The sequence below is a fragment of the Caenimonas aquaedulcis genome (assembly GCF_015831345.1).
In the GTDB taxonomy this organism is placed as follows: Bacteria; Pseudomonadota; Gammaproteobacteria; order Burkholderiales; family Burkholderiaceae_C; genus Ramlibacter; species Ramlibacter aquaedulcis.
Genome location: NZ_JADWYS010000001.1, coordinates 384043 through 410759 on the forward strand (window position 1 = coordinate 384043; position 26717 = coordinate 410759).

Sequence of the window (26717 nt, forward strand, 5' to 3'; positions counted from 1 at the left end):
TAGCGAAAATACATCATTGCCCAGCTTGAAACCCCTAGAATGGGCAGCAAGTACGCCGGACGGCCCTTGGGGCGCCCGCCAACATCTCCGGAGACGCAGTGAACAATCAGTGGTTTTCCAAAATTGCCGTGTGGCTGGTCATCGCCCTCGTGCTCTTTACCGTATTCAAGCAGTTCGACACGCGCGGCGCCGCCGGCGCAACCGTCATGGGCTACTCGGACTTCCTCGAAGAGGTCCGCGGCAAGCGGATCAAGAACGCCATCATCCAGGAAGGCCAGGGCGGTACCGAGATCGTCGCGATCACCACCGATGACCGCAAGATCCGCACGACGGCCACCTACCTCGATCGCGGCCTCGTCGGCGACCTGATCAACAACAACGTCAAGTTCGACGTCAAGCCGCGCGAGGAGGGCTCGCTCCTCATGACGCTCCTGGTCAGCTGGGGACCGATGCTGCTGCTGATAGGCGTATGGATCTACTTCATGCGGCAGATGCAGGGAGGCGGCAAGGGCGGCGCCTTCAGCTTCGGCAAGAGCAAGGCGCGCATGCTCGACGAGAACAACAACACCGTCACCTTCGCCGACGTCGCCGGTTGCGACGAGGCGAAGGAAGAAGTGAAGGAAGTTGTCGACTTCCTGAAGGACCCGCAGAAATTCCAGAAGCTCGGCGGACGCATCCCGCGCGGCCTGCTGCTGGTCGGGCCTCCCGGCACCGGCAAGACGCTGCTCGCCAAGAGCATCGCCGGCGAAGCGAAAGTGCCTTTCTTCTCGATCTCCGGTTCGGACTTCGTCGAGATGTTCGTCGGCGTGGGCGCGGCCCGCGTGCGCGACATGTTCGAGAACGCCAAGAAGAACGCGCCCTGCATCATCTTCATCGATGAAATCGACGCCGTGGGCCGCCAGCGTGGCGCGGGCCTGGGCGGCGGCAACGACGAGCGCGAGCAGACCCTGAACCAGATGCTGGTCGAGATGGATGGCTTCGAGACCAACCTCGGCGTGATCGTCGTGGCCGCGACCAACCGCCCGGACATCCTGGACGCCGCCTTGCTTCGACCCGGCCGCTTCGACCGCCAGGTCTACGTGCAGCTGCCGGACATCCGCGGCCGCGAACAGATCCTGAACGTCCACATGCGCAAGATCCCGATCGGCCAGGACGTCAACGCGAGCATCATCGCGCGCGGCACGCCGGGCATGTCGGGCGCCGACCTTGCCAACCTCTGCAACGAAGCCGCCCTGATGGCCGCGCGCCGCAATGCGCGCGTGGTGGAGATGCAGGACTTCGAGAAGGCCAAGGACAAGATCTTCATGGGCCCGGAGCGCAAGAGCGCCGTGATGGACGCCGAAGACCTGAAGACGACGGCCTATCACGAGGCCGGCCATGCGATCGTCATGCTGAACCTGCCCAAGCACGACCCGCTGCACAAGGTGACGATCATGCCGCGCGGCCGCGCCCTCGGCGTGACCTTCTACCTGCCCGAGAAGGACAGGCACACGCAGGACAAGGAATACATGCTCGCGAACATCGCGAGCCTCTTTGGCGGCCGCATTGCCGAGGAAGTGTTCATGAACCAGATGACGACCGGCGCGAGCAACGACTTCGAGCGCGCCACCGCCATCGCCCGCGACATGGTCATGCGCTACGGTATGTCGGACCTGATGGGCCCGATGGTCTACGCCGACAACGAAGGCGAGGTGTTCCTGGGCCGCTCGGTCACCAAGACGACCAACATCAGCGAAGCGACGATGCAGAAGGTCGACTCCGAAGTGCGCCGCATCATCGACGAGCAGTACGCCATGGCGCGCCGCATCATCGAGAGCCAGCGCGACAAGGTCGAGGCGATCACCAAGGCCCTGCTCGAATGGGAAACCATCGGCCGGGAACAGCTGGACGACATCATGGCCGGCAAGGATCCGCGTCCGCCCAAGGACTGGACGCCCCGTTCGCCTTCGTCGGGCAATGGCGGTTCCGGCGGGTCCGCCGTTGCTGCCGACCCGGCGCCGAACGCCGCGTAACGATGGCGGAAAGCATCAGGAAGTAAACGAAAGGGGCCCATGCGGCCCCTTCGTACTTTTGTACTGCACAATCGCGCGCATGCACTGGCAGACCACGCGTTTTTGCATCGATCTTTCACGCCCGAAGGTGATGGGCATCGTCAACGTGACGCCGGATTCGTTTTCCGACGGCGGCCATTTCGCCAGCACGAGCGCGGCGCTCGCCCACTGCGAAAAGCTGCTGGTGGACGGCGCGCACATCCTGGATATCGGCGGCGAATCGAGCCGCCCTGGCACGCCGCCGGTGCCGCTGGATGAAGAGCTGGCGCGCGTCCTGCCGGTCCTGCGCGAGGCGGTGACGCTCGGCGTTCCGGTCTCCGTCGACACCTACAAGCCCGAAGTCATGCGCGAAGCGCTGGCCCTGGGCGTGGACATCATCAACGACATCTGGGGCATGCGGCAGCCCGGTGCCATCGACGCGGTTGCGGGCCATGCGAACTGCGGGGTCTGCGTGATGCACATGCACGGCGAGCCCCGAACCATGCACCGCTCGCCCATGGAAGGCGATGCGGTGCCGCAGGTGCACGCTTTCCTGCAGGAGGCGACGTCCCGACTTCGCGCGGCAGGCGTCGCCGCCGACCGCATCGCCTGGGATCCGGGCATCGGCTTCGGCAAGACGATCGATCAGAACTTCGCCTTGCTCGCGCGGCAGGAAGAGCTGCTGGTGGACGGCTATCCCTTGCTCGCGGGCTGGTCGAGGAAGTCGTCGCTCGGCACGGTAACAGGCTTGCCTGTGAACGAGCGCCTCGCGCCCAGCCTCGCGGCCGCGCTCCTCGCGGTGGAGCGCGGCGCGCACGTGGTGCGCGTCCACGATGTGCGCGAGACCTTGGCTGTGATCGAGGTCCGGCAGGCCGTGCTCGCGGCCCAAAACGAAGCACAATCCACCCCATGAGCAGAACGTATTTCGGCACCGACGGCATCCGCGGCACGGTTGGCCAGCCCCCCATTACCCCCGACTTCGTGTTACGCCTCGCCCATGCGGTGGGGCGCGTGCTGAAGCAGAAACAGCAACGCCCCACCGTCCTCATCGGCAAGGACACGCGCATCTCCGGCTACATGCTGGAAAGCGCGCTGGAGTCGGGTTTCAACTCCGCCGGCGTCGACGTCGTGCTGCTGGGGCCGCTGCCGACGCCCGGCGTCGCCTACCTCACGCGTGCGCAGCGCGCGAGCCTCGGCGTAGTCATCAGCGCAAGTCACAACGCGTTTCCCGACAACGGCATCAAGTTCTTCAGCGCGCAGGGCACCAAGCTGCCGGACGAATGGGAGTCCGCTGTCGAGGCGGCCCTCGAGGAACCGCCGGTCTGGGCGGACTCGGCATCTCTGGGGAAGGCCCGGCGCCTGGACGACGCGGCCGGCCGTTACATCGAATTTTGCAAAAGCACATTCGCGAACGACCTGAGCCTGCGCGGCATGACGATCGTCGTGGACGCCGCCCATGGCGCGGCCTACCAGATCGCGCCCAAGGTGTTCCATGAACTGGGCGCCGAGGTGATCAGCATCGGCTGCTCTCCGGACGGCCTGAACATCAACGACCACGTCGGCGCGACGCACCCGGAGGCGCTGGTGCAGGCCGTGAAGTCGCACAAGGCGGACATCGGCATCGCGCTCGACGGCGACGCGGACCGGCTGCAGATCGTCGACGCGAACGGGCGCCTCTACAACGGCGACGAGCTGCTCTACCTGATGGCGATGGACCGCATCGCGCGCGGCGAAAAAGTGCCGGGCGTGGTGGGCACCCTCATGACCAACATGGCCGTGGAAGTGGCCTTGAAGGGGCAGGGGATCGAGTTCGTGCGCGCGAAGGTCGGCGACCGTTACGTGCTCGAAGAACTGGACAAGCGCGGCTGGATCCTGGGCGGCGAGGGCTCGGGCCACCTGCTCGCGCTCGACAAGCACACCACCGGCGACGGCCTGGTGAGCGCACTGCAGGTGTTGATGACCAGCGTGCGCAGCGGCAAGTCGCTCGCGCAGCTGCTCGAGGACGTCACGCTCTTCCCGCAGACCCTGATCAATGTGCGCCTGCAGCCGGGGCAGGACTGGAAGAAGGGCGAATCGCTGCCGCGCGAAACGCGCGCCGTGGAGTCGGAGCTGGGCGACCACGGTCGCGTACTGATTCGGGCCAGCGGAACGGAACCCGTCGTGCGCGTGATGGTGGAAGCGCGCGATGCGGCACTCGCAAAGGCATCGGCCGAGCGCCTGGCCAAGGCCATCCGGGCCGGGTGACCCCGCCATCGCCGCAGCGCGGCGATGTATGCCCGTACAGGGTTGCGAACCGCGCATGGCCGCCCGTCGCACCGAAGCGACACGCCGTCGGCGAAATGCTGGAGGGAAACGCACGCAACGTCTACATTGAACTCATGCGTGCCGCCATCCTCACTCCTCTTCGGGCACCGCTGGCGGCGGTGGTGCTCGCTTGCCCGTTCACCGCGAACGCCCAGGCTTTCGCGGCCGATTACAGCATCCATCCCGCGCTCGTGAAGAGCGAGTCGTTTTCCGGCGCGGGCCTGTCGCTGAACGCAGGGTTGAACTGGTATGCGCAGGTCGCGGTAGGGCGCGGCGCGCAGTACAGCCCGGTGACTTCGGGACCGGGCTCGGCCGATGCGCTCAGCATCGCGGGAGGCTACCGCTGGGACAACGGGCAATCGTTGTCGTTGCAGCTCACCGGCGGACGGGGCGCCGACCGCCTGGGCCTCTCCCTGAGCTACGACTGGCCGCGCTATTTCGTGCGCCTGTCGTACGACTCCAAATTCATGCTGACGCCCGCCGAGACCCTGCGTTTCTCGGCCGGTATGAAGTTCTGAGCGTTGCCGCCAGGTGATGCGCGTCGGATCAGCTCGCACCCTCTAGCGAGAGCGGCCAGGCCGTCTTCTGCCAAGCGAGAACCTCCTCGCGCAGCAGGTGGGCGGATTGCGGATATTCTGCCGACCATCCGGGCCGGACGGTAACGACGAATTGATCGCCCCGGTGGGCCAGCTCGAGGCCCTCCGTGTCGGGCGTGCGCCTTGCGTGGCAAAGGATCACCGCCAGGCGCAGGCACACCAATTGGTGCACGAACGACTCATCGTCCAGCTCGCCCTCCAGTTTGCGCAGCTTTCCGCGATGGCCGAAGACCAGCCGTGCCAGGCGATGCAGCTCTGGCTGCGCAAATCCTGCCGCGTCGCAGTTGTCGAGGATATACGCGCCGTGCTTGTGGCCGTCGCTGTGGGAGATCGCGCTCCCAATCTCGTGTAATTGCGCGGCCCAGCCGAGGGTGCGCTGGTGAGCTTCCAGGTCGTTGCCATCGTCCGATGCTTGCAGTTGCGCGAAGAGCATCCGGGCCACGGCGGACACTCGTTCCGACTGCGCCGCATCGGTGCGAAATGTCGAAGCCAGCCGCTGTACCGTCGCGGAACGGACATCGGTTTCACCCTGCTCGCGATCGAGCAGGTCGTAGAGCAGCCCGTGGCGCAGCGCGCCTTCGGCTGCGCGCATCTCGTCGATCTCAAGCAGGTCGAAGACGGCGCGCAGCACGCTGACACCACCTCCGATCACCGGTCGCCGGTCTTCCTTGAGTCCGTCCAGCCGCACGCGATCCGCGTTGCGGGCCGCGAGCAACTCGGCATGCAGCCAATCCAGGCCTTCACGGGTCACGAGGCCGGGCGGCGCCCCGTGCTGCACGAGGACGTCCGCCACGGCACCTATGGTGCCGGACGACCCGTATGCGACGTCCCAGCGGTTCCGCGAATAGTCGCCCAGCGCCTCGTCGAGCACCGCCTTGGCTGCGATTTCAGCTGCCTGGAACGCTGCTTCGCTGAATTGTCCGTGCGGGAAATAGCGCATCGACCACGCCACGCTGCCCACGCGGTAGCTTTCGGTGACCTGCGCGTCGAACCGGCAGCCGAGGATGAGTTCGGTCGAACGACCGCCGATGTCCACGACCAGCCGGCGCTCATCCGATTGGGGCAGCAGGTGGGCGACGCCCTGGTAGATCAGGCGGGCCTCCTCGCGGCCGGAGATGACGTCGATCGGAAAGCCCAGCGCCTTGTTCGCCTGCGCGAGGAACACGTCGCGATTGCGCGCCTCCCTTAACGTCTGGGTCGCCACGGCACGCACGTGCGCTCTCCTGAAGCCGGCCAGCCGCTCGCCGAAACGCGACAGGCACTCCCAGCCGCGCTGCATCGCCTCCGGGGTCAGGTTGCGCGACTCGTCGAGCCCGCCGCCCTGGCGCACGGTTTCCTTGAGGTATTCGACGCGCTGGACCTGCCCGTGGTTGAAGCGACCGATCTCGAGCCTGAAGCTGTTGGACCCGAGATCGACGGCGGCGACGAGTGTTCCGTTTTGCATGTCGGGCCAGCATAGCGCAGCGTCCGGTGCTGCGGGCGGGCGGCGCCCGAGATGTCGCGTGTCATGCCACTGTCACATAGCCTTCATACAGTCGCTGCAACACAGTTTTCCAACCCCAGAGGTGAACCTCATGCAAAAGAACCTTCGCTTCCTCCTCGCGGGCACCGCCGTGCTGGCCTTTTCGGGCGCCGCCCTGGCCCAGGACGTGACCGGCGCGGGCGCGACCTTCCCGGCTCCCCTGTACGCCAAGTGGGCCTCCGACTACAACAAGGCGACCGGCGTGAAGATCAACTACCAATCCGTCGGCTCCGGCGCGGGCATCAAGCAGATCGACGCGAAGACGGTGGCTTTCGGTGCGTCCGACATGCCGCTGAAGGATGAGGACCTGGCCAAGAAGGGCCAGATGCAGTTTCCCGTCGTGATCGGCGGCGTCGTGCCGGTGGTGAACATCAAGGGCATCGCGCCCGGCCAGCTCAAGCTCGACGGCCAGGTGCTCGGCGACATCTACCTGGGCAAGATCACCAAGTGGAACGACCCCGCGATCAAGGCGCTGAACGGCTCCGTGTCCCTGCCGGACGCCGCCATCGCGGTGGTGCGCCGCGCCGACGGCTCGGGCACCAGCTTCATCTTCACCAACTACCTGTCCAAGGTGAACCCCGAGTGGAAGTCCAAGGTGGGAGAGGGCACGGCCGTCAACTGGCCGGCCGGCGCGGGCGGCAAGGGCAACGAGGGCGTGGCCGCGTTCGTCGGGCGCCTGCCCAATTCGATCGGGTACGTCGAATACGCGTACGTCAAGCAGAACAAGATGACCTACACGCTGCTCAAGAACCGCGACGGCAACTTCGTGCCGCCGAGCGACACCGCCTTCAAGGCCGCGGCCGCCGGCGCCGACTGGGCGAAGACTTTCTACCAGATCACCACCGACCAGCCGGGCAAGGACGCCTGGCCGCTGACCAACCCGACGTACATCATCATGTACAAGTCGCAGGACAAGCCGGCCGAAGCCGCCGCGACGCTGAAGTTCTTCGAATGGGCATTCAAGAACGGAGACAAGACCGCCGACGAACTGGACTACGTGCCGATGCCGGATGCGGTCAAGGCGAAGGTCGAAAAGGCCTGGGGCGACATCAAGGACGCAGGCGGCAAACCCGTTTACGCCGCCAAGTAGGGAGGCATCCTGTCCTCTACACTCCCGGCCCATGAGGCCACACTGGAACTCTCCCGCGCCGTCCCCGGGCGGCGCGAGCGCGGCATGACACCGCCATCGCCCGTGTCCCGCCGCTTCGCCGCCATGGCCGACCGCCTGTTCGGGTGGGCGGCCAGGGGCGCGGCGCTCCTGACGCTGGGCTTGCTGCTGGGCATCCTCGTCGCGCTGGTGGTGGGGGCCTGGCCCGCGATCCACAAGTACGGACTGGGTTTCCTCTCGTCCAGCGTGTGGGACCCGGTGGGCGAGGAATTCGGCGGGCTGGTGATGATCTACGGCACCGTCGCCACCTCGTTGATCGCCCTGGTGATCGCGGTGCCGGTGAGCTTCGGCATCGCGCTTTTCCTCACGGAGTTGTCGCCGGCATGGCTGAAACGCCCGCTCGGCACCGCGATCGAACTGCTCGCGGCCGTGCCTTCCATCGTGTACGGCATGTGGGGCCTGCTGGTGTTCGGCCCGATCCTCTCGACCTACGTGCAGCAGCCGCTGCAGTCGCTCTTCGCGGGCGTGCCTTACCTCGGCGCGCTGGTGTCCGGTCCTCCGGTGGGCATCGGGATCCTGTCCGCGGGAATCATCCTCGCCATCATGATCATCCCGTTCATCGCGTCGGTGATGCGCGACGTGTTCGACGTGACGCCGCCGATGCTCAAGGAGTCCGCATACGCGCTGGGCTCGACGACCTGGGAGGTCGTCTCCCGCGTGGTGCTCCCCTACACCAAGGCGGGCGTCGTGGGGGGCATCATGCTGGGGCTGGGCCGCGCGCTCGGCGAAACCATGGCCGTCACCTTCGTGATCGGCAACTTCAACCAGCTCGATTCGCTCTCCCTCTTCCAGGCGGCCAACAGCATCACCTCCGCGCTGGCCAACGAATTCGCGGAAGCCGCCTCCGGGCTGCACCAGGCGGCGCTGATCTACCTCGGCCTCGTGCTGTTCTTCATCACCTTCGTCGTGCTGACGTTCTCCAAGCTGCTGCTGGCGCGCATGCGCAAGGGCGAAGGGGCGAAATCGTGAAGGGAACAGGCGCGCACCTCCTGCAGGCGGCCGACCGGGCGACGGAACGCGAGCGCGTGTACGCGCGCCGCAAGCGGGTGAACCAGGTTGCGCTGACGCTGTCGCTGCTGGCGATGGCCTTCGGCGTGTTCTGGCTGGTGTGGATCCTGTGGGAAACGGTGCGCCTGGGTGTCGGCGGCCTGGCCTGGGCCACGTTCTCGCAGATGACGCCGCCGCCCAACGAGGCGGGCGGCCTCGCCAACGCATTGTGGGGATCGCTCGTGATGGTGACGCTTGCCACCTTCGTCGGCACGCCCATCGGCATCATGGCGGGCATCTATCTGGCCGAATACGACGTGAAGGGCTGGCTGGGGTCGCTGACGCGCTTCGTCAACGACATCCTCCTGTCGGCGCCGTCCATCGTGATCGGCCTTTTCGTGTATGCGGTCGTGGTCGCGCGCTACAAGACCTTTTCCGGCTGGGCCGGGATTCTCGCGCTCGCGCTGATCGTGATCCCGGTGGTGATCCGCACGACGGAGAACATGCTGATGCTCGTGCCGTCGGGCCTGCGCGAAGCGGCGTATGCGCTGGGTGCGCCGAAGTGGAAGGTCATCCTCGGGATCACCCTGCGCGCGGCGCGCGCGGGGGTCGTCACCGGCGTGCTACTCGCGGTGGCGCGCATCTCCGGGGAGACGGCGCCGCTTCTCTTCACCGCGCTCAACAACCAGTTCTGGACGACGGACCTGTCGCAGCCGATGTCCAGCCTGCCCGTGACCATCTTCAAATTCGCGATGAGCCCCTACGAGAACTGGCAGCAGCTGGCCTGGGCGGGGGTCTTCATCATCACGCTGGCCGTGCTGGGGCTGAACATCGTCGCCCGCCTGGTCACGCGCAACAGGACCTGACATGCCAAGCACCACCCTCACCGCCGGCGACACCGCCTCCAAGATCTCGGTCAAGGACCTGAACTTCTACTACGGCAAGTTCCACGCCCTGAAGGGCATCAACCTGGAAATCCCGGAAAAGAAGGTCACGGCCTTCATCGGGCCGTCGGGCTGCGGCAAGTCCACGTTGCTGCGCACCTTCAACCGCATGTTCGAGCTCTATCCCGAGCAGCGCGCGGAAGGCGAGATCGTGCTGGACGGCGAGAACCTGCTCACCTCGAAGCAGGACGTCGCCTTGCTGCGCGCGAAGATCGGCATGGTGTTCCAGAAGCCCACGCCGTTCCCGATGTCGATCTACGACAACATTGCCTTCGGCGTGCGCCTCTTCGAAAATCTGGGCGCCACCGACATGGACGAACGCGTCGAGTGGGCGTTGCGCAAGGCCGCGCTGTGGGGCGAGGTGCGCGACAAGCTGGGGCAGAGCGGCTCGGGCCTGTCCGGCGGCCAGCAGCAGCGCCTGTGCATCGCGCGCGGCATCGCGATCAAGCCCGAGGTGCTGCTGCTCGACGAGCCGTGCTCGGCGCTCGACCCGATCTCCACCGCGAAGATCGAGGAGCTGATCGCCGAGCTGAAGGCCGACTACACCGTGGTGATCGTCACGCACAACATGCAGCAGGCCGCGCGCTGCAGCGACTACACGGCATACATGTACCTCGGCGACCTCGTGGAAGTGGGCGAGACGGAGCAGATCTTCTTCAAGCCCAAGCGCAAAGAGACGGAAGACTACATTACCGGCCGCTTCGGCTAGGCAGGGGAAGACGACATGGCTGACAAGCATCTCTCTACGCAATTCGACAGCGAACTCAACGCGGTGTCCTCGCGCGTCATGGAACTCGGCGGGCTGGTCGAATCGCAGCTGCGGCACGCGATGTACGCGCTGTCGCAATTCAGCTCCGAGTCGGCGCAGAAGGTGATCGAGATCGAGACCACGGTCAACGCGATGGAAGTCGACATCGACCGCGAGGTGTCCTCCATCATCGGCCGCCGCCAACCCACGGCGCGCGACCTGCGCCTGCTCATGGCGATTTCCAAAACCACGGCGAACCTCGAACGCGTCGGTGACGAGGCACAGAAGATCGCCCGCATGGTGCTGTCGATCGTCGAGAAGAGCGGCACGGTGCGCGCCTTGCCGTCGTCCGAACTGCGCGTGGCCGCCGATCTCGCTTCCGGCCTGCTGCGCAAGGCGCTCGATGCGTTCGCGCGGCTCGACACGACCACCGCCGTCGCGATCCTGAAGGAAGACGACCTGATCGACCGCGAGTTCGACGGCTTCGTTCGAAAGCTCATCACCTACATGATGGAAGACCCGCGCACGATCTCGGCGAGCCTGGACCTGCTGTTCCTCGCGAAGGCGATCGAACGGATCGGCGACCACGCGAAGAACATCGCCGAGTTCATCATCTATATCGTCAAAGGGGCGGACGTCCGCCATACTTCGATGGAAGAGATCGAGTCCGCAGTCAAATGAAGCAAGTACCGCGCGTCCTGATCGTCGAAGACGAACCCGCGATCGCCGAGCTGGTCGCGGTGAACCTGCGCCACAACGGCTTCCAGCCCGTGTGGGCCGAGGACGGCATTGCCGCGCAGCGGGAAATCGACTCCGTGCTGCCGGATGTGATCCTGCTCGACTGGATGCTCCCCGGCCAGAGCGGGCTGGCGCTCGCGCGCAAGTGGCGCGCGGATGCGCGGGCCCGCGCCGTGCCCATCCTCATGCTCACCGCGCGCGGCGACGAGCCCGACAAGGTCGCGGGCCTGGATGCGGGCGCGGACGACTACATCAGCAAGCCGTTCTCCACGCAGGAGCTGCTCGCGCGCATCCGGGCCGTGCTGCGCCGCCGCGCACCGGAACACGCGGGCGACATCGTGGCGATCGCCGGGCTCGCGCTCGATGCCTCCACGCACCGTGTCACGTGGAAGGACAAGCCCGTCAAGGTCGGCCCGACGGAATTCAAGTTGCTGCAATACCTGATGAAGCACCCGGAGCGTGTCCACAGCCGCTCGCAGCTGCTCGACAAGGTGTGGGGCGACCACGTCTTCATCGAGGAGCGTACGGTCGACGTGCACGTGAAGCGCCTGCGCGAAGCCCTGGGCCCCGCGGGCGCCCTGATCGAAACCGTGCGCGGAGCGGGCTACCGCATCAGCGGGCAGATCCCGGTGGGCTCGGCGGCCTGACAAGTCATGGCGCCGGATTCATCAACGGCCCGCACAATCCCATCATGTTCTGGCGCCTCTTCGCCTTCCTCGCATGCCAGGTCGCCGGCGTCGCCCTGGGAGGGTTCGCGGGCGCCGAAACGGGCGCCGCGGCAGGCGCCGTCGCGGGTGGGCTGGGCTGGTTCATTTTCGACGGCTCCCGCGGTGCCCGGATGGTGCGCTGGCTGCGCGCGGGCTCGCCGGAGCCTGCGCCTGCCATGGGTGGGCTCTGGGGCGAAGCGGCGGACCGCACACGGCGCGCATTGCGCGCGCGCGACCACCAGGTCGTCGAGGCGCAGGAGCGGTTGCAGGACTTCCTTGCCGCGATCCAGGCTTCGCCCAATGGCGTCGTGCTGCTCGATGCCGACGGCCGCATCGAATGGAGCAACCAGACCGCGGCGCATCACCTGGGCATCGATCCGCAGCGCGACCTGCTACAGTTGATCGGCAACCTGCTGCGCGACCCCGGGTTCGCTGCCTACCAGGCCGGCTCCGACCTGACGCAGGAGATCGTGATCCAGGGGCGGGACAGCTCGCCGTCGCGGCCGATGCGCGTGTCCGTGCAGCTGCATCCCTACGGCCGCGGGCGGCGCCTGCTGCTGACGCGCGACATCACGGGCATCGAGCAGGCCGAGGCCATGCGGCGCGACTTCGTCGCGAACGTGTCGCACGAGATCCGGACGCCGCTCACGGTGCTCGGCGGATTCATCGAGACCCTGCAGACCCTGCCGCTCGGCGAGGAGGACCGTGCGCGCTACCTCGCGCTCATGTCGCAGCAGGCGCAGCGCATGCAGACCCTCGTGAGCGACCTGCTGACCCTGTCGCGGCTGGAAGGCAGCCCGCCGCCGCGCGCCGCGGAGTGGACACCGATGGCGACGCTGATGGTGCAGTGCGAAGAGGACGCGAGAGCGCTCGCGGCGATGCAAGCCAAGGACCTGCACATCGAGTTCGGACCGCCGCCGGCCCTGGAAATTTCGGGCGAACCCCACGAGTTGCTGAGCGCCATGTCCAACCTCGTCGGCAACGCGGTGCGCTACACGCTCGACGGCGGTTCGGTGCACGTGCAATGGCGAGACCTGCCCGACGGACGGGGAGAGATTTCGGTGCGTGACTCCGGCGTGGGCATCGCACCCGAACACATCTCGCGGCTGACCGAACGCTTCTACCGCGTCGACCGCAGCCGTTCGCGCGAGACGGGCGGCACGGGCCTGGGTCTTGCGATCGTCAAGCACGTGGTGCAACGGCACGGCGCGGAACTGCGCATCGACAGCACGCCGGGCGTCGGCTCGACGTTTGCGATCGTGCTGCCCGCCGGACGGCTCAGGCCGGCTTCTGCAACGGCGGGTACGAACGCACGGCCCGCCACAGAATCAGCGGCAGGACGATAGCCAGCAGCACCAGCGCGACGGTGCTCATGATCCAGAAGGCCGCCGGCGAATTCAGCGCGGGCCACGGGCCGATGCCTCGGTAGGCGAGGAGGTAGCCGCCCGTCAAACCCGCTCCCCAGAGGAGCACGCAATACGCGACCAGCGGCGCCACCGCGACGCGGTAGCAACGCAGGATGAAGATGCACACGGCCTGCGTGGCGTCGGCGACCTGGTAGAGCGCGAGCCAGGCGAGCAGCGAGGCCGCGAGAGTGACGACTTCGGGGTTGGACGTGTAGATGGCCGCGACCTGCTCGCGGGTGACCCACAGCGCGATGGACAGGAAGAGGGCGGTGAGGATCGCAAGCTTCAGGCCCGCGCGGATCGCGCCTCGCGCTTTCTTCGCGTCGTTGCCGCCCAGCCAGTAGCTCACGCGCGCGCTCGTGGCGATCGCGATCGACAGCGGGATCATGTAGATCACCGCGGCGAGGTTCGTCACGACCTGGTGCGCGGCGGAAGCGAGCGTGCCCTGGCGCGCGATGAAGAGCGCCATCAGGGTGAAGGAGGTCACTTCCACCATGACGGCGAGCCCTGCGGGGATGCCGAGGCGAAAGAGCCGCCCGATGGCCGGCCAGTCGGGCGGCTCGAGGCGCGACCAGAGCGCGTAGGGCTTATACAGCGACTGCGTGCGCAGCAGCACCAGAGCGCCGGCCAGCAGCAGGTAATTGACGACCACCGTCGCCCACGCGCAGCCGACGGCGCCGTGCGCGTCCAGCCCGAAGCCCCCGAAGGTGAACCAGATCGACAGCGGGATCTTCAGCGCCAGCGACAGCGCCTGCAGCCAGGTGACGAGCAGCGGCTTGTGCAGGCTCTGGTTGAGCGTGCCGTACATGCGAAAGAGGAGCGCGGCCGGAAGGGCGAGCGCCAGCGCGGACAGGTAGGCCTTGACGTCGGCCTGCAGCGATTCGGGCACATCCGTCCAGTACAGGAGCGGGCCGGAGAACACGAGCACCACGAAGCCGACGACCGTGATGATCGCGGCGAGGTAGAGCGACTGCCGGACTGCGCGCCCGAGGTGCGCCGGCCGGTCCGCGCCATGCAGTTCGGACCATTCGGGCAGCAAGACCTGCAGCACGCCCACGAGCGCGACGAACACGCTGATGTAGACCGCCGAGCCGACCGACAGCGCGGCCAGCGCCTGCTGCGAAAAGCGTCCGGCGACGATGGTGTCGGTCACGCCGAAGGCCATGACCGCGAGTTGCCCGACAAGCACGGGCGTCGCTTGCCGCAGGATGTGGCGCAGCTCCGTCACGGGCGGGTCGCGCGGCGAAACAGCAGCACGTTGTCGTTGGCGTCTGCGGGACGCCGCACGCTGGAAACCAGTTGCCACGCACGCATGTCGAGGGCGACGGGCATCGCGGGTTGCACGTCGGCCGCGGCCAGGAGCCAGGGGCACGCCGGCGCGCGCGCGGCGACGCGCAGGTCCATGCCGCCGTGGAAGCGGAAGGCGGCGAGCTGGCCGCGGCTCAAGCCGAAGGTCTCTACGCAGCCCGGACGCTCCATCAGCCGCGAAACGCCGCGAACCACGGGACCGTAGCTGCGCGCGTAGTCGAGCACCGGGATCCACAGCGTCATGAGCAGCAGCCAGCACAGTGCCGCGCCTCCGGCGGGCAGCACGAGGCTTTTCCAGATCACGGTCCGGTGGCGGCCCGTGCGCCAACGCACCAGCCAGGCCCAGGCGATGGTGGCCAGCAGTGCGGCAGCGAAGGCCCAGATCGAAAAGCTCGGTTCGAAGCCCGGCGCCAGCCGCGCGACGTTGGCCGCGGGCTTCGCGGGCACGCCGGTCTGCAGCGAAATCCAGATCACCCAGATGACGATCGCGCAGCCGCTGAAGAAGAGCAGCGTGAACCAGTCGATCAACGCGCCGACGCTGCGGCTGAAGGTGGGCAGCGCGAACGCGGCGAGGGTCGCGAGGGCGGGCAGGGCGAGCAGCAGCGAGCGGTCCGAGGAAGGGGCAGCCACCGAAGTGCCGACCGCCACCACGACGAACCACAAGGGCAGGGCGACGTGGCGTGCCGCGAGCTGACGGCGCCAGCGCCACAGCGTCCACAGGGCCAGGGGCCACGCCGGCCAGGTGAACCACAGCAGGAGGCGCCCGAGCGGGCCCCAGTCGCGGGCCAGCCAGTCCGCGCTGATGCGCCATTGCCACAGGCCCAGCCAGGTGGCGAGCGCGATTGTCGCGGCCAGCGACCCGGCGAGCACCGCGACGCATGTGCCCCTCGAATGGCCGCGCAATTCGTCGTCCGGGCTGCTGTCGGCGAGTTCGATCGCGAGTCCGCCCGCGACGAACAGCACCGCCATGACGGGCGCCCCGCTGAGCGACAGCCCCACGAGGCCTGCCATCAGCGAGGCCCCTGCCGTGACGAGCCGCCGCGGCAGCGCCGCCATGCCCTGGAACGCCAGCGCGGTGAACGCGATCTGGGCGAGCGATGGCGTCGTCTCGTGCGTGAACTGCGCAAGTCCCAGGGTGGCAATGAGGGCCAGCAGGCCTCCGTCGGCCATCGCGCGCGCGTAATCCGGCGGACTGGCTTCGCCGCCGAAGGCGAAGGGCACGGGTTGGGCACGGGGACTGCGCGCGAGGGCATAGACGCCGTACCAGGTGGACAGCAGGGTGAGCGCGAGCAGCAGGATGAACGGAATGCGGGCCGCGAAGTCCGCGGGGATCCAGGCCGGGGCAGCCTGGATGGCCCACGCGCCCAGCCAGTAGGGCAGCAGCGCGTCGAATTCGGGCGGTTGGCCGACCAGCACCGGCGCGAACCAGGAGGACGCGCCGCGCGCCATTTCGAACATGTAGCCGAACGCGGTGACGTCCGCGTTCTTCCACGGTTCGCGGCCGATGAACCCGGGTACCACGTAGGCCAGGCAAAACAGCAGCAGGGCCGCCCGCGGCAGGCGGCGCACGGCGTCCTGGGTGACGATGGCGGGGGTCGGCTGGTTCAAGCGCGCAATTATGGTGCGGCGGGAGGCCGCGGCATGAAAAAGGGCAGCGCGGTGACCCGGGCTGCCCTGACTCTGGCGGTGGCGCTGCGATCAGGCGGCGCTGGTGTCGCCCTTGGCGTCGCCTTCTGGCTTCTTGCCGAACTTCTTGAAGAACTTGTCGACCCGGCCGCCCATGTCGTTGACCGACTTCTGGGTGCCCGTGTAGAACGGATGCGATTCACTGGAGGTGTCCAGCTTGAAGAGCGGCAGCTCGCGGCCGTCGTCGGTCTTGCCGGTTTCCTTCGTCTGCACGCAGGAGCGCGTCACGAACTTGAAACCGTTGGAGAGGTCCACGAAGAGAACTTCGCGGTAGCCGGGGTGAATGCCTTCTTTCATGGTCTTCCTTGTGTCGGTAGCGGTAGCCGGCCCGGACGATTCCAGGCTACTTTCCGCGAAGCCTTCAATTATACATAGAAATCAACCACTTACCAGCTCCGCCCGGGGCTCAGCCGCCCCGGCGCATCATGTCGAAGAACTCGACGTTGGTCTTGGTGGCTTTCATGGACTTCAGGACCATTTCCATGGCCTCGATCTCGTCCATGTTGTACATGAACTGGCGCAGGATGCGGGTCTTCTGCAGGATCTCGGGGGCCAGCAGGAGCTCCTCGCGGCGGGTGCCGGAACGGTTGAGCTGGATCGACGGGAACACGCGCTTTTCATACAGGCGGCGGTCCAGGTGGATTTCGCTGTTGCCGGTGCCCTTGAACTCTTCGAAGATCACTTCGTCCATGCGCGAGCCGGTGTCGATCAGCGCGGTGGCGATGATGGTCAGCGAGCCGCCCTCTTCCACGTTGCGCGCGGCGCCCAGGAAGCGCTTGGGGCGCTGCAGGGCGTTGGAGTCCACGCCGCCGGTGAGCACCTTGCCCGACGAGGGCACGACGTTGTTGTAGGCGCGGGCCAGGCGCGTGATGGAGTCCAAGAGGATCACCACGTCCTTCTTGAGTTCGACCAGGCGCTTGGCGCGCTCGATCACCATCTCGGCCACGTGCACGTGGCGCGCGGCGGGCTCGTCGAAGGTGGAGGCGATCACCTCGGCCTTCACCGAGCGCTGCATTTCGGTCACTTCCTCGGGCCGCTCGTCGACGAGCAGCACCATCATGTGGCTGTCCGGGTAGTTGGCCGCGATCGCGTGGGCCATGTGCTGCATCATCACCGTCTTGCCGCTCTTGGGCGGAGCGACCAGCAGCGCGCGCTGGCCCTTGCCGATGGGGGCGATGATGTCGATGATGCGGCCGGTGACGTTCTCTTCGCCCTTGAAGTTGTCGCGCTCGAGCTTCATCTGCTCCTTGGGGAACAGGGGCGTCAGGTTCTCGAACATCACCTTGTGCTTGTTCTGCTCCGGCGGGCCGTCGTTCACCTTGTCGAGCTTGGTGAGCGCGAAATAACGTTCGCCGTCCTTCGGCGTGCGGACTTCGCCCTCGACCATGTCGCCCGTGTGCAGGTTGAAGCGGCGCACCTGGCTCGGCGAGATGTAGATGTCGTCCGTGCTCGCGGTGTAGCTGGTGTCGGGGCTGCGCAGGAAGCCGAAGCCGTCCGGCAGGATTTCCAGCACGCCGTCGGCGAACACCTGTTCGCCGGCGCGGGCGCGCTTCTTGATGATCGCGAACATCAGCTCCTGCTTGCGCATGCGGCCGGTGTTTTCGATTTCGAGCTCTTCGGCCTGCTTGAGGACCTCGGACACGTGCAGTGCCTTGAGTTCGTTTAAGTGCATGGAGTGACTCCTGGACGGAGTTTGTTGAAATCTTGGGGGGAGGTGGCGCGGGGCGAGATGGCCTCGCGTGCCGGAAACTCGAACCGGAAGCCTTCGTGTGGCCAGCCGGTGATCTGGAGGGGAGTATAGAGCAAAACAAAGGGCCCGATGGGGCCCTTGTTCGATCGGTGCGGGGCGGGCCCGCGCCGGTTCAGGCGAGTTGCTGGTCGATGAAGGCCGTGAGCTGCGCCTTGCTCATCGCACCGACCTTGGTCGCCGCGAGTTCGCCGTTCTTGAACAGCATGAGCGTCGGGATGCCGCGGATGCCGAACTTCGCGGGGATGTCGCGGTTCTCGTCGACGTTCATCTTGGCGATCTGCAGCTTGTCGCCATAGGTGCCCGCGACTTCGTCGAGGATGGGCGCGATCATCTTGCACGGACCGCACCACTCGGCCCAGTAATCGACGAGCACCGGCTTGCCGGCTTGCAGCACGTCGGCTTCGAAGCTGGAATCGGAAATATGCTTGATGAGATCGCTGGCCATGATTGTTCCTTGTTGTTGCGAGCCGGCAAAGACGCTGCGCCGGTCCAAGTACAGTGAGGGAATTGTGACAGAAACCAAGTCCCCGCGTCGCCTGTGCACGCCCTCCCGAATCCTATGGATGCGATAGCCCAAACACATCGCGCCACCCTTGCGCTCGACGCGCTGATGAGCCAGTTGCGCGAGCGGATGCGTACGCATGGCGCGCATCCCGCGCGTACTGTCGTGCTCATGCCGTTCATGCACCTCCTTCCGCTTGCGCGGGACGCGTGGGCCCTGCATTCGCCCGACGGCTTCACGCCCCGCTTCGAGACGACGCAGACCTGGGCGGCGCAACACCTGTTCTCGCCCGGACCGGACGACTGGACCGGCGACGTGGGACGGGACCTGCTGACGGCGCAGGCCTTGCTGGAACGCGCGGGCCTCGGCGCTCGCTCCGACGTGCTCGCGCAGCGCCTCGTCGAAGCCGCGGGCCAGCTCGCGGGCGCCGCGGCCGCCGTTGCGCCAGGTCGCCGCGCGGCGTGGGCGGCGGCTGCGCGCGCGAGTCTGGCGCAGGGGCAGGACGCGCCGGTGCTCGCGCTCGAAGCAGCCGTGTCGCGTGTCGCGCTCGAATGGGCAGCTGCTTCGTCCTATCCGGGCGATGCCTTGTTCGATCCGCGCGCGGCGTCGTCGGTCGACCTGCTCGTGGTGGTCCGCGGCCTGCGCTCGGACGCATTCGCCACCGCACTGGCGCAAACGATGCCGGGACGCGCCGAGCTGCTCGAGCTCGATGCGCAGGGAACGCCGGGCGACCTGCACCTGCACGAGGCGCTCGATCCGGCCGACGAAGCGGCGCGCGCCGCGGCCTGCGTGCTGCGCCACGTGGCGGCGGGGCGCGTGCCCGTGGCATTGCCCGCGCTCGATCGCATCCTCGCGCGGCGCGTGCGCGCCATGCTCGAAGACCAGGTCGCGATCTCCGACGAGACCGGGTGGAAGCTGTCCACCACGCGGGCCGGCGCGCACGTGATGCTGGCGCTGCGCGCGAGCACCTGGAGCGCCGGGGCCGATGCGGTGCTCGACTGGCTGAAGAATGCCCCGCTCGTTCCCGCGAATACGGTGCTCGCCATCGAGCGGCGGGTGCGGCGCGCGGGCATTCGCGACTGGCGTTCGGTGCGCGCCGGAGATTTCACCGACGGCCAGCAGGCGCTGCTGGAGCGGGTCAATGCCTGGCGCGAGCGCTTGCAGGCCGCACGGCCGCTGACGCGCTGGCTGGCGGACTTGCGCAGCGTCCTGGAAGACACAGGCCAATGGAATGGCCTCGTCGCAGACGCCGCGGGCGATTCCGTCATTTCCGCGCTGCGGCTGCAGGAAGGCGCGGCGCTCGAATGGGCGGAATTGCCGCAGGCGTCCCGCCGCTTCGGCCTCGATGCCTTCACGGCGTGGGTGAACGAAACGCTGGAAGCGCATAGCTTCAAGGCGTCCTGCGCGGATCCGCAGGTCGTGATCCTCCCATTGCACCAGATGCTGGGACGTCCCTTCGCTTCGATGGTGCTCGCGGGTTGCGACGAGACGCGGCTGGCGCCCTCGCCGCAGCCCGAGGGCGGCTGGACGGCCGCGCAACGGGAGGTTCTCGGACTGCCCCCCCGCGAAACGCTGGAGGCCGAGTTGCGCGCCGCGTGGCGCCAGGCGCTCCAGGTGCCGCATGCCGACCTGCTCTGGCGCACGCACGACGACAGCGGCGAATCGATACTCGCCAGTCCCCTGGTGCAGGCGTTGCAACAGGAGCGCGCTGCGGTGCCTGCCGCGGACCCCCGGCCGCTGGTGGATGTGAAGGCCGCGCCGACCGCGCGTCCCGAAGCGCTGGGCAATGAACTCCCGGTTCAACAGCTCTCGGCGAGCGCCTACGAGGACTTGCGCAGGTGCCCCTACCGCTTCTTTGCGATGCGCCAGCTGAACCTACAGGAGGCCGACGAGATCGACGCGGACCTGGACAAGCGCGACTTCGGCAACTGGCTGCACGACGTGCTCGGCAATTTCCACACGGCCATGGCGGACAGCTGGGAGCCGCCGGGCCCGGGACGCCGCACGCTGCTGGACATCACCGCCGAGGAGGTCACGCGGGCGCAACGCTTCGAGGAGGGCGAGTTCCTGCCGTTCGCCGCGGCCTGGCCGCAGGTGCGCGATGGCTATCTGGAATGGCTGGCCAACCACGAGGCCAAGGAAGGCGCGCGTTTCGAGAGCGCGGAGAGCAGGCACGAGACCTCTCTGGGCGACATCCAGCTCGTCGGCCGAATCGATCGCATCGATGCGCTGCCGGACGGCCGGCGCATGGTGATGGACTACAAGACGGAAGCGCGGCCCGCGAGCGTGGAGCGCGTGCGCAACCCGGGCGAGGACACGCAGCTCGCGTTCTACGCGGCGCTCCTGCACGACGACACGCTGCGCGCCGCATACATCAACGTCGGCGAGCGGGGCAAGACCGATACCGTGGAGCAGGAACACGTCGTGGACGCGCGCGACATGCTGGTGGACGGCATTCTTCACGACCTGTCGCGCATCCGCTCGGGCGAGCCGCTGCACGCGCTGGGCGAGGGCAAGGCCTGCGAGTTCTGTGCGGCGCGCGGCCTGTGCCGCCGGGATTTCTGGTCATGAACGCCGCCCTGGAAGCCGCCTACCAGCACAACGGCGCGCACGTCGCGCGCGAGCGCTTCTACGCCATCGCCTGCGACCCGCGGCGCAGCGTGGCGGTGGAGGCTTGCGCGGGCGCGGGCAAGACCTGGATGCTGGTCTCGCGCATTTTGCGCGCGCTGCTCGCCGGCACGCCGCCGCACGAGATCCTCGCGATCACCTTCACGCGCAAGGCGGCCGGCGAGATGCGCGAACGCCTGCACGACTGGCTGGCCGATTTCGCCGTGGCCGACGATGCGGCTTTGCGGCGCGAACTCGCCATGCGCGGCGTGCCGCAGGCGTCGGATGCGGAGGTCGCCGCGCTGCGCGGCCTTCACGCCGCGTTGCTCGCGATCGGCCGGCCGGTGCAGATCCGCACCTTCCACAGCTGGTTCGCCGCGCTCGTGCGCAACGCGCCGCTCGCGGTGCTGGAGCAACTGCAACTGCCCGCGCGCTACGAACTCCTGGAGAACGACAGCGAAGCGATCGCGCTGGTCTGGCGGCGTTTTCACGTCGCGGTCTCGGCCGATCCCGCCGCGCGTGCCGACTTCGAGGCATCGGTCGCGGCGCACGGCCGGTTCAATACCCAGAAGGCGCTGCTGGCGGCGCTGGCCAAGCGCGTGGAGTTCGTCCTGGCCGACGCGCAGGGCGCGGTCGAGCCGTCCGTGCTGCACTTCACGGCGCATTCGCCCGCGCTGGCCGGCCATGCGGAACCCGAAATGCTGGTCGACGGCGAGGCCGTGCGCGCCCGGTGGCATGCGCGCGCCCGTGCGCTGGGCACGCAAACCAACAAGACGCCGCAAAAGGCGGCGCAGGCGATCATCGATGCGTTCGAGATCCCGCATCTCGGCGAACGCGCGGCGATGTTGCGCAAGGGGTTCTTCGTCGCGTCGGAGGACCGGCTGACGCAGCACCTCACGAAGTTCGAGGCCGCGCAGGAAGCCGAGGCGGAACTGCGTGTGCTGTGCGAGGCGCAGGCGCAGCACGCGGCCTGGCTGCACCACGGACGCATGACCCGGCTGGCGCGCGTGCTGATTCGCGAGTTCGCACAGCTCAAGCGGGAGCGCGGCTGGATCGACATGAACGACGTGGAGCGCACGGCTTTCGTCATGCTGTCGGACCCGGTGCTGGCGGGATGGATGCAGGAACGCCTGGACGCTCGCGTGTCGCAACTGCTCATCGACGAATTCCAGGACACGAATCCGCTGCAGTGGCAGGCCCTGCAATCCTGGCTCTCCGGGTATGCAGGCGCGGGCGCGGGTGCGCCCGGGCTTTTCATCGTCGGCGACCCGAAGCAGAGCATCTACCGCTTCCGCCGCGCCGAGCCTCAGGTATTCAGGGCGGCGCAGGCCTTCGTGGTGCAGTCCTTCGAGGGCGACCTGCTCAGCTGCGACCACACGCATCGCAACGCGCCGGCGGTGCTGGCGGCGGTCAACGACGTGATGACGCGTGCGCAGGATGCCGGCGAGTACGAAGGCTTTCGCGCGCACACGACCCAGTCGGATGCTTCCGGCGTCGTCGCGGGCCTGCCTGCGATCGCACGGGACCAGCGCGTTCCGGCCCCAGGTGATGAAGGCGAAGGCCTGCAATGGCGCGACAGCCTGCTGACGCCGCGCGAACTTCCCGAGGAAAAGCTGGTGGCGCTCGAGTGCCGGCAAGCGGCGCGGTGGATCGCAAACGGGATCGCCGCGGGCACGCCGCCGGGCGACATCATGGTCCTCGCGCGCCGACGCGATCGCCTGGCGGCCATGGAAGAGGAATTGCGCGAGCTGCATATTCCCGCGCAGCAGCCGGAGAAGTCGGACCTGTGCGAGGCCCCGGAGGTGCAGGACATCACCGCGCTGCTGGACGTGCTGGTGTCGACCACGCACGACCTGTCGCTCGCACGCGCCCTGAAGTCGCCGCTGTTCGGCCTGGGGGACGATGCGCTCGTCGCACTGGCAGTCGCGGCGCGCGCGAGTCGCGACGACGGCCCGGCGCGAAGCTGGTTCGACCTGCTGCTGTCCGGCGCGGTGCAGGCACCGGGCCTGGAATCGGCGGCCGCCGCCTTGCGCCGGTGGAGGCCCCTGGTCGATACGCTGCCGCCCCACGACCTGCTCGAGATCATTTACCGCGAGGCCGGGGTGATCGAGAAGTTCGGTGCGGCCGCGCCGGCACCTTTGCGGGAGCCGGTGATGGCGCGGCTGCGCGCCCTGCCGGGCGCGGCACTGCAGGTGGCCGGCGCGCGCTATGCCACGCCCTACGCATTCGTCCGGGCGCTCAAGGCGGGCGGCATCCAGGCCCCCGCGGTTTCGGCCGCCGACGCGGTGCAGCTGCTGACCGTGCATGGCGCGAAGGGCCTGGAAGCCTCGACCGTCCTCATGCTGGATACCGACAGCGCGCCGCCGCGCGCCGACACCATGGGCGTGATCGTCGATTGGCCCGGGGAGCTGCCGGCGCCGCGGCGCTTCTCGTTCATTGCCAGCGAAACGAGACTGCCCCCGTGCAGCACGGTCGCGCTAGACGTCGAGCGTGCGGCGCGGGAGCGCGAGGAGCTCAACGGCTTGTATGTCGCGATGACGCGCGCGCGCGTGCGGCTCGTGCTGTCCAGCGTACAGCCGCATGTGCAGAACGCGACCAGCTGGTGGCAGCGCGTGCAGCCGCTGTGTGCGACGCTTGCCGCACCGGCGGACGTCGTGGCTCGTGGAGATGCAGGGCGGCAGGGCGATCGCTTCGCGGTTCGTGCCTTGCCCGTTATCGCAGCAGCCAGGCGCGCCCCGCCTGCGACGGCCAGGGCGCCCGCCGACGACACCGATGCATCCCGGTTCGGCCAAGCCGTGCACCGGCTGCTGGAACTGGCGTCCGGCCCCGGCGCTTTTCCTCCGGCGCACCTGCGGGCGGTGGCGCGCCAGTTCGCGCTGGACGATGCAGGCGCCCGTGATGCCGCAGCCGTGGCGCGGCGGATCCTGGAAGGCGAGGGCGCCTGGGCCTGGGATTCCGCGCTGGTCGATTGGCACGCGAATGAAGTGCCGGTCGCCCATGCCGGCGCTGCGCTGCGGCTGGACCGCCTGGTGCGCCGCTCCGATTCGGGCGAGTGGTGGGTGCTCGACTACAAGACCGCCTCGCGGCCGCACGACCAGGCAGTGTTGCAGGACCAGATGCGCGGCTACCGCGCGGCCGTGCAAGCGGCCCATCCCGGTGCCGTCGTGCGGGCTGCCTTCCTGACCGGCCAGGGCAGGCTGGTGGTGGTCGAATGACACCCGTCGCGATCGTCGGTGCCGGTCCGGCAGGGTTGATGGCGGCAGAGGTCTTGGCCGGCGCGGGGCGCCAGGTCGAAGTCTTCGACGCCATGCCCTCCGCGGGCCGCAAATTCCTGCTGGCCGGCAAAGGCGGGCTGAACCTCACGCATGCGGAGCCGGCCGAGGCCTTCCTGTCCCGTTACGGACCCCGGCGCGCGCGGCTCGAGCCGCTGGTGGCGGCATTCGATGCGGCCGCGCTGCGCGAGTGGGCAGAAGGCCTCGGGATCGCCACTTTCGTGGGGACTTCGGGCCGCGTGTTTCCCGCCGACATGAAGGCGGCACCCCTGCTGCGCGCGTGGCTGCATCGGCTGCGCGAGCGGGGCGTGAAGTTCCACATGCGGCACAGGTTCACGGGGTGGGATGCGACCGGGGCCCTTTGCTTCGCCACCCCGCAGGGCACTCGCACCGTCGCCGCGGACTGCACGGTGCTCGCATTGGGCGGGGCCAGCTGGCCGCGTCTCGGATCGGACGGCGCCTGGGCCCCGTTGCTCCAGCAGCGCGGTGTGCAGGTGGCCCCCTTGCTGCCGTCCAACTGCGGATTCGATGTGCAGGGAGGCTGGAGCGAACATTTCTCCTCGCGGTTCGCGGGCCAGCCCTTCAAGTCCGTCGCCATCAACTTCGATGGCTTCCACAAGGCCGGCGAATTCGTGGCCACTGCCACCGGTGTCGAGGGCAGCCTCGTCTATGCCGCATCCGCGCTGCTGCGCGACGCCATCCTGGCGCGCGGCGAGGCGAACTTCGAGCTCGACATGCTGCCCGTGCGTTCGCGCGAGGACGTGCTGGCGCAGGTGCGCCATCCGCGCGGCTCGCGTTCGCTCTCCAGCCATTTGAAGAGCCGGCTGGGACTCGACGCGATCAAGCTCGCGCTGCTGCACGAGTTGCTGCCGAAGGATGCCTTCCAGGATGCGGAGCGATTGGCCGCGGCGATCAAGGGGTTGCCGGTCCGCCTGTCGGCTGCGAGGCCGGTGGCGGAGGCGATCAGCACGGCAGGAGGCGTCGCCTTCGAGGCGCTGGACGAACACCTCATGCTGCGCGCCATGCCCGGCGTGTTTTGCGCGGGCGAGATGCTGGACTGGGAGGCGCCGACCGGCGGCTACCTCCTGACGGCCTGCTTCGCCACGGGCCGCGCCGCGGCGTCAGGCGCGCTCGCGTATCAGAGCACCTTGGCGATGGACGCGCAGACGTAGTCGATGTTCTTGCTGTTCAGCGCGGCGACGCACATGCGGCCCGTGTCGGTGCCGTAGACGCCGAATTCATTGCGCAGGCGCACCATCTGGTCCTTCGAGAGGCCCGAGTAGCTGAACATGCCGATCTGGTCGGTGATGAAGCTCATGTCCTGCTTCACGCCGGCCGCCTTGAGCTTTTCCACCAGCGCGAGGCGCATCTGCTTGATGCGAAGGCGCATGTCGCCGAGCTCCTTCTCCCACATCGCGCGCAACTCGGGCGTGTTGAGCACCGTCGCGCACACCGTCGCGCCGTGCGTCGGCGGGTTGCTGTAGTTGGTGCGGATCATGATCTTCAGCTGGGACAGCACGCGGCTGCACTCTTCCTTGTCCTGGCAGAGCACCGACAGGGCGCCGACGCGCTCGCCGTAGAGGCTGAAGCTCTTGGAAAACGACGTGGAGACGAAGAAGTTCTGGCCCGACGCGACGAACTTCGCGATGACCGCGCCGTCTTCGGCGATGCCGTGGCCGAAGCCCTGGTAGGCCATGTCGAGGAAGGGCACCAGCTTGCGGGCCTTCACGGCGGCGATGACCTGGTCCCATTGCTCGGCGGTGATGTCGTAGCCTGTCGGGTTGTGGCAGCAGGCGTGCAGCACGACCACGGTGCCCTCGGGGGCCATGTTGAGGCCGGTCAGCATGCCGTCGAAGTCGATGCCGCGTTTCGCAGCGTTGTAGTACGGATAGGTTTCGACCGTGAAGCCGGCCTGGGTGAACAGGGCGCGGTGGTTCTCCCAGCTCGGGTCGCTGATGAGCACCTTGGCGGTGGGGTTGATCGATTTGAGGAAGTCCGCGCCGATCTTCAGGCCGCCCGTGCCGCCGAGGGCTTGCACGGTGGCCACGCGGCCGGACTTGACCGGCTCGCTTTCGGCCCCAAATACGAGGCTCTTCACGGCGCTGTCATAAGCCGCGATCCCGTCGATCGGCAGGTAGCCGCGGGCCTTGGGCGCTTCCATCATCTGCTTTTCCGCGGCCTGGACGCACTTCAGGAGCGGCAGCTTGCCCTCGTCGTCGTAGTACACGCCCACGCCCAGGTTGACTTTGTGGGGGTTCGCGTCGGTGTTGTATTGCTCGTTGAGGCCCAGGATCGGGTCGCGCGGGGCCATCTCGACGGCGGAGAACAGGGACATGGGTTTCCTTCAAGCGTGGAGAGAGAGTTGTCAGTAGCACAGCGGGGCGGGGTTGCGGTAACCTGTCCGGCTGCCCTGGATTTTACCGTTGACGACCCAGCAGTTCC

Annotated in this window: 21 protein-coding genes; 14 read left to right on the plus strand and 7 right to left on the minus strand. The window is 67.8% G+C overall.

Annotated features, from left to right (window positions below):
- Nucleotides 1–98 precede the first annotated feature (98 nt).
- The 4 genes from ftsH (at nucleotide 99) to I5803_RS01755 (ending at nucleotide 4852) form a co-directional block, all read left to right on the plus strand.
- Nucleotides 99–2012 carry an ATP-dependent zinc metalloprotease FtsH gene (ftsH, locus tag I5803_RS01740; protein WP_196984701.1) on the plus strand — a complete coding sequence of 638 codons (1914 nt, stop codon included), beginning with the start codon at nucleotides 99–101 and terminating at the stop codon, nucleotides 2010–2012.
- Between the two features lie 79 nt (nucleotides 2013–2091).
- The gene (folP, locus tag I5803_RS01745; RefSeq protein WP_196984702.1) at nucleotides 2092–2943 is read left to right on the plus strand and encodes a dihydropteroate synthase; all 852 of its coding nucleotides are present in this window, start codon (nucleotides 2092–2094) and stop codon (nucleotides 2941–2943) included.
- Nucleotides 2940–4274 carry a phosphoglucosamine mutase gene (gene glmM, locus I5803_RS01750; protein WP_196984703.1) on the plus strand — a complete coding sequence of 445 codons (1335 nt, stop codon included), beginning with the start codon at nucleotides 2940–2942 and terminating at the stop codon, nucleotides 4272–4274. The genes folP and glmM overlap by 4 nt, the downstream gene beginning before the upstream one ends.
- 134 nt (nucleotides 4275–4408) lie before the next feature.
- The gene (locus I5803_RS01755) at nucleotides 4409–4852 is read left to right on the plus strand and encodes a hypothetical protein (protein WP_196984704.1); all 444 of its coding nucleotides are present in this window, start codon (nucleotides 4409–4411) and stop codon (nucleotides 4850–4852) included.
- A 28-nt stretch (nucleotides 4853–4880) separates the two neighbouring features.
- Here I5803_RS01755 and ppx read toward each other — a convergent pair whose 3' ends face one another.
- Complete coding sequence (gene ppx / locus I5803_RS01760; RefSeq protein WP_196984705.1) at nucleotides 4881–6374, minus strand: exopolyphosphatase; 1494 nt, start codon at nucleotides 6372–6374, stop codon at nucleotides 4881–4883.
- A gap of 130 nt (nucleotides 6375–6504) precedes the next feature.
- Here ppx and pstS point away from each other — a divergent pair, with 130 nt between their 5' ends.
- From pstS to phoR, 7 genes are all read left to right on the plus strand, one after another.
- Nucleotides 6505–7542: a phosphate ABC transporter substrate-binding protein PstS gene (pstS, locus tag I5803_RS01765; RefSeq protein ID WP_196984706.1), complete on the plus strand. Its 1038-nt coding sequence runs from the start codon at nucleotides 6505–6507 to the stop codon at nucleotides 7540–7542.
- 84 nt (nucleotides 7543–7626) lie between these two features.
- Complete coding sequence (gene pstC / locus I5803_RS01770) at nucleotides 7627–8589, plus strand: phosphate ABC transporter permease subunit PstC (protein ID WP_231402319.1); 963 nt, start codon at nucleotides 7627–7629, stop codon at nucleotides 8587–8589.
- Nucleotides 8586–9473 (plus strand): phosphate ABC transporter permease PstA, encoded by an 888-nt coding sequence (pstA, locus tag I5803_RS01775; RefSeq protein ID WP_196984707.1) that lies wholly within the window; start codon nucleotides 8586–8588, stop codon nucleotides 9471–9473. Before pstC ends, pstA begins: the two co-directional genes overlap by 4 nt.
- Before the next feature lies 1 nt (nucleotide 9474).
- The gene (gene pstB / locus I5803_RS01780) at nucleotides 9475–10260 is read left to right on the plus strand and encodes a phosphate ABC transporter ATP-binding protein PstB (RefSeq protein WP_196984708.1); all 786 of its coding nucleotides are present in this window, start codon (nucleotides 9475–9477) and stop codon (nucleotides 10258–10260) included.
- Nucleotides 10261–10275: 15 nt separating this feature from the next.
- On the plus strand, nucleotides 10276–10980 hold the full coding sequence (gene phoU / locus I5803_RS01785) for a phosphate signaling complex protein PhoU (protein ID WP_196984709.1): 705 nt from the start codon (nucleotides 10276–10278) through the stop codon (nucleotides 10978–10980).
- A complete protein-coding gene (phoB, locus tag I5803_RS01790; protein ID WP_196984710.1) occupies nucleotides 10977–11684 on the plus strand; it encodes a phosphate regulon transcriptional regulator PhoB in 708 nt (235 codons plus the stop codon). The genes phoU and phoB overlap by 4 nt, the downstream gene beginning before the upstream one ends.
- A gap of 44 nt (nucleotides 11685–11728) precedes the next feature.
- The gene (gene phoR / locus I5803_RS01795) at nucleotides 11729–13090 is read left to right on the plus strand and encodes a phosphate regulon sensor histidine kinase PhoR (protein WP_196984711.1); all 1362 of its coding nucleotides are present in this window, start codon (nucleotides 11729–11731) and stop codon (nucleotides 13088–13090) included.
- On the opposite strand, the gene I5803_RS01800 is transcribed toward phoR, so the two are convergent.
- The 5 genes from I5803_RS01800 to trxA form a co-directional block, all read right to left on the minus strand.
- The gene (locus I5803_RS01800; protein ID WP_196984712.1) at nucleotides 13023–14378 is read right to left on the minus strand and encodes an MATE family efflux transporter; all 1356 of its coding nucleotides are present in this window, start codon (nucleotides 14376–14378) and stop codon (nucleotides 13023–13025) included. The two genes, phoR and I5803_RS01800, sit on opposite strands and share 68 nt — an antisense overlap.
- Nucleotides 14375–16066: a hypothetical protein gene (locus tag I5803_RS01805; protein WP_196984713.1), complete on the minus strand. Its 1692-nt coding sequence runs from the start codon at nucleotides 16064–16066 to the stop codon at nucleotides 14375–14377. Before I5803_RS01805 ends, I5803_RS01800 begins: the two co-directional genes overlap by 4 nt.
- 90 nt (nucleotides 16067–16156) lie before the next feature.
- The gene (locus I5803_RS01810; RefSeq protein WP_196984714.1) at nucleotides 16157–16441 is read right to left on the minus strand and encodes a type B 50S ribosomal protein L31; all 285 of its coding nucleotides are present in this window, start codon (nucleotides 16439–16441) and stop codon (nucleotides 16157–16159) included.
- A gap of 109 nt (nucleotides 16442–16550) precedes the next feature.
- Entirely contained in the window at nucleotides 16551–17816 is a 1266-nt protein-coding gene (gene rho / locus I5803_RS01815) for a transcription termination factor Rho (protein WP_196984715.1), read from the minus strand.
- Between the two features lie 190 nt (nucleotides 17817–18006).
- Nucleotides 18007–18339 carry a thioredoxin TrxA gene (gene trxA / locus I5803_RS01820; protein ID WP_196984716.1) on the minus strand — a complete coding sequence of 111 codons (333 nt, stop codon included), beginning with the start codon at nucleotides 18337–18339 and terminating at the stop codon, nucleotides 18007–18009.
- Between the two features lie 114 nt (nucleotides 18340–18453).
- Here trxA and I5803_RS01825 point away from each other — a divergent pair, with 114 nt between their 5' ends.
- Genes I5803_RS01825 through I5803_RS01835 form a run of 3 tightly spaced genes read left to right on the plus strand, consistent with a single transcriptional unit; the run spans nucleotide 18454 to nucleotide 25447 of the window.
- Nucleotides 18454–20967, plus strand: coding sequence for a PD-(D/E)XK nuclease family protein (locus tag I5803_RS01825; protein ID WP_196984717.1), 2514 nt, complete (start codon nucleotides 18454–18456; stop codon nucleotides 20965–20967).
- The gene (locus I5803_RS01830) at nucleotides 20964–24218 is read left to right on the plus strand and encodes a UvrD-helicase domain-containing protein (protein WP_196984718.1); all 3255 of its coding nucleotides are present in this window, start codon (nucleotides 20964–20966) and stop codon (nucleotides 24216–24218) included. The genes I5803_RS01825 and I5803_RS01830 overlap by 4 nt, the downstream gene beginning before the upstream one ends.
- Nucleotides 24215–25447: a TIGR03862 family flavoprotein gene (locus I5803_RS01835; RefSeq protein ID WP_196984719.1), complete on the plus strand. Its 1233-nt coding sequence runs from the start codon at nucleotides 24215–24217 to the stop codon at nucleotides 25445–25447. Before I5803_RS01830 ends, I5803_RS01835 begins: the two co-directional genes overlap by 4 nt.
- Here I5803_RS01835 and I5803_RS01840 read toward each other — a convergent pair.
- Nucleotides 25414–26610, minus strand: a complete 1197-nt coding sequence (locus I5803_RS01840) for an amino acid aminotransferase (protein WP_196984720.1) — start codon at nucleotides 26608–26610, stop codon at nucleotides 25414–25416. The two genes, I5803_RS01835 and I5803_RS01840, sit on opposite strands and share 34 nt — an antisense overlap.
- Nucleotides 26611–26717: the final 107 nt, after the last annotated feature.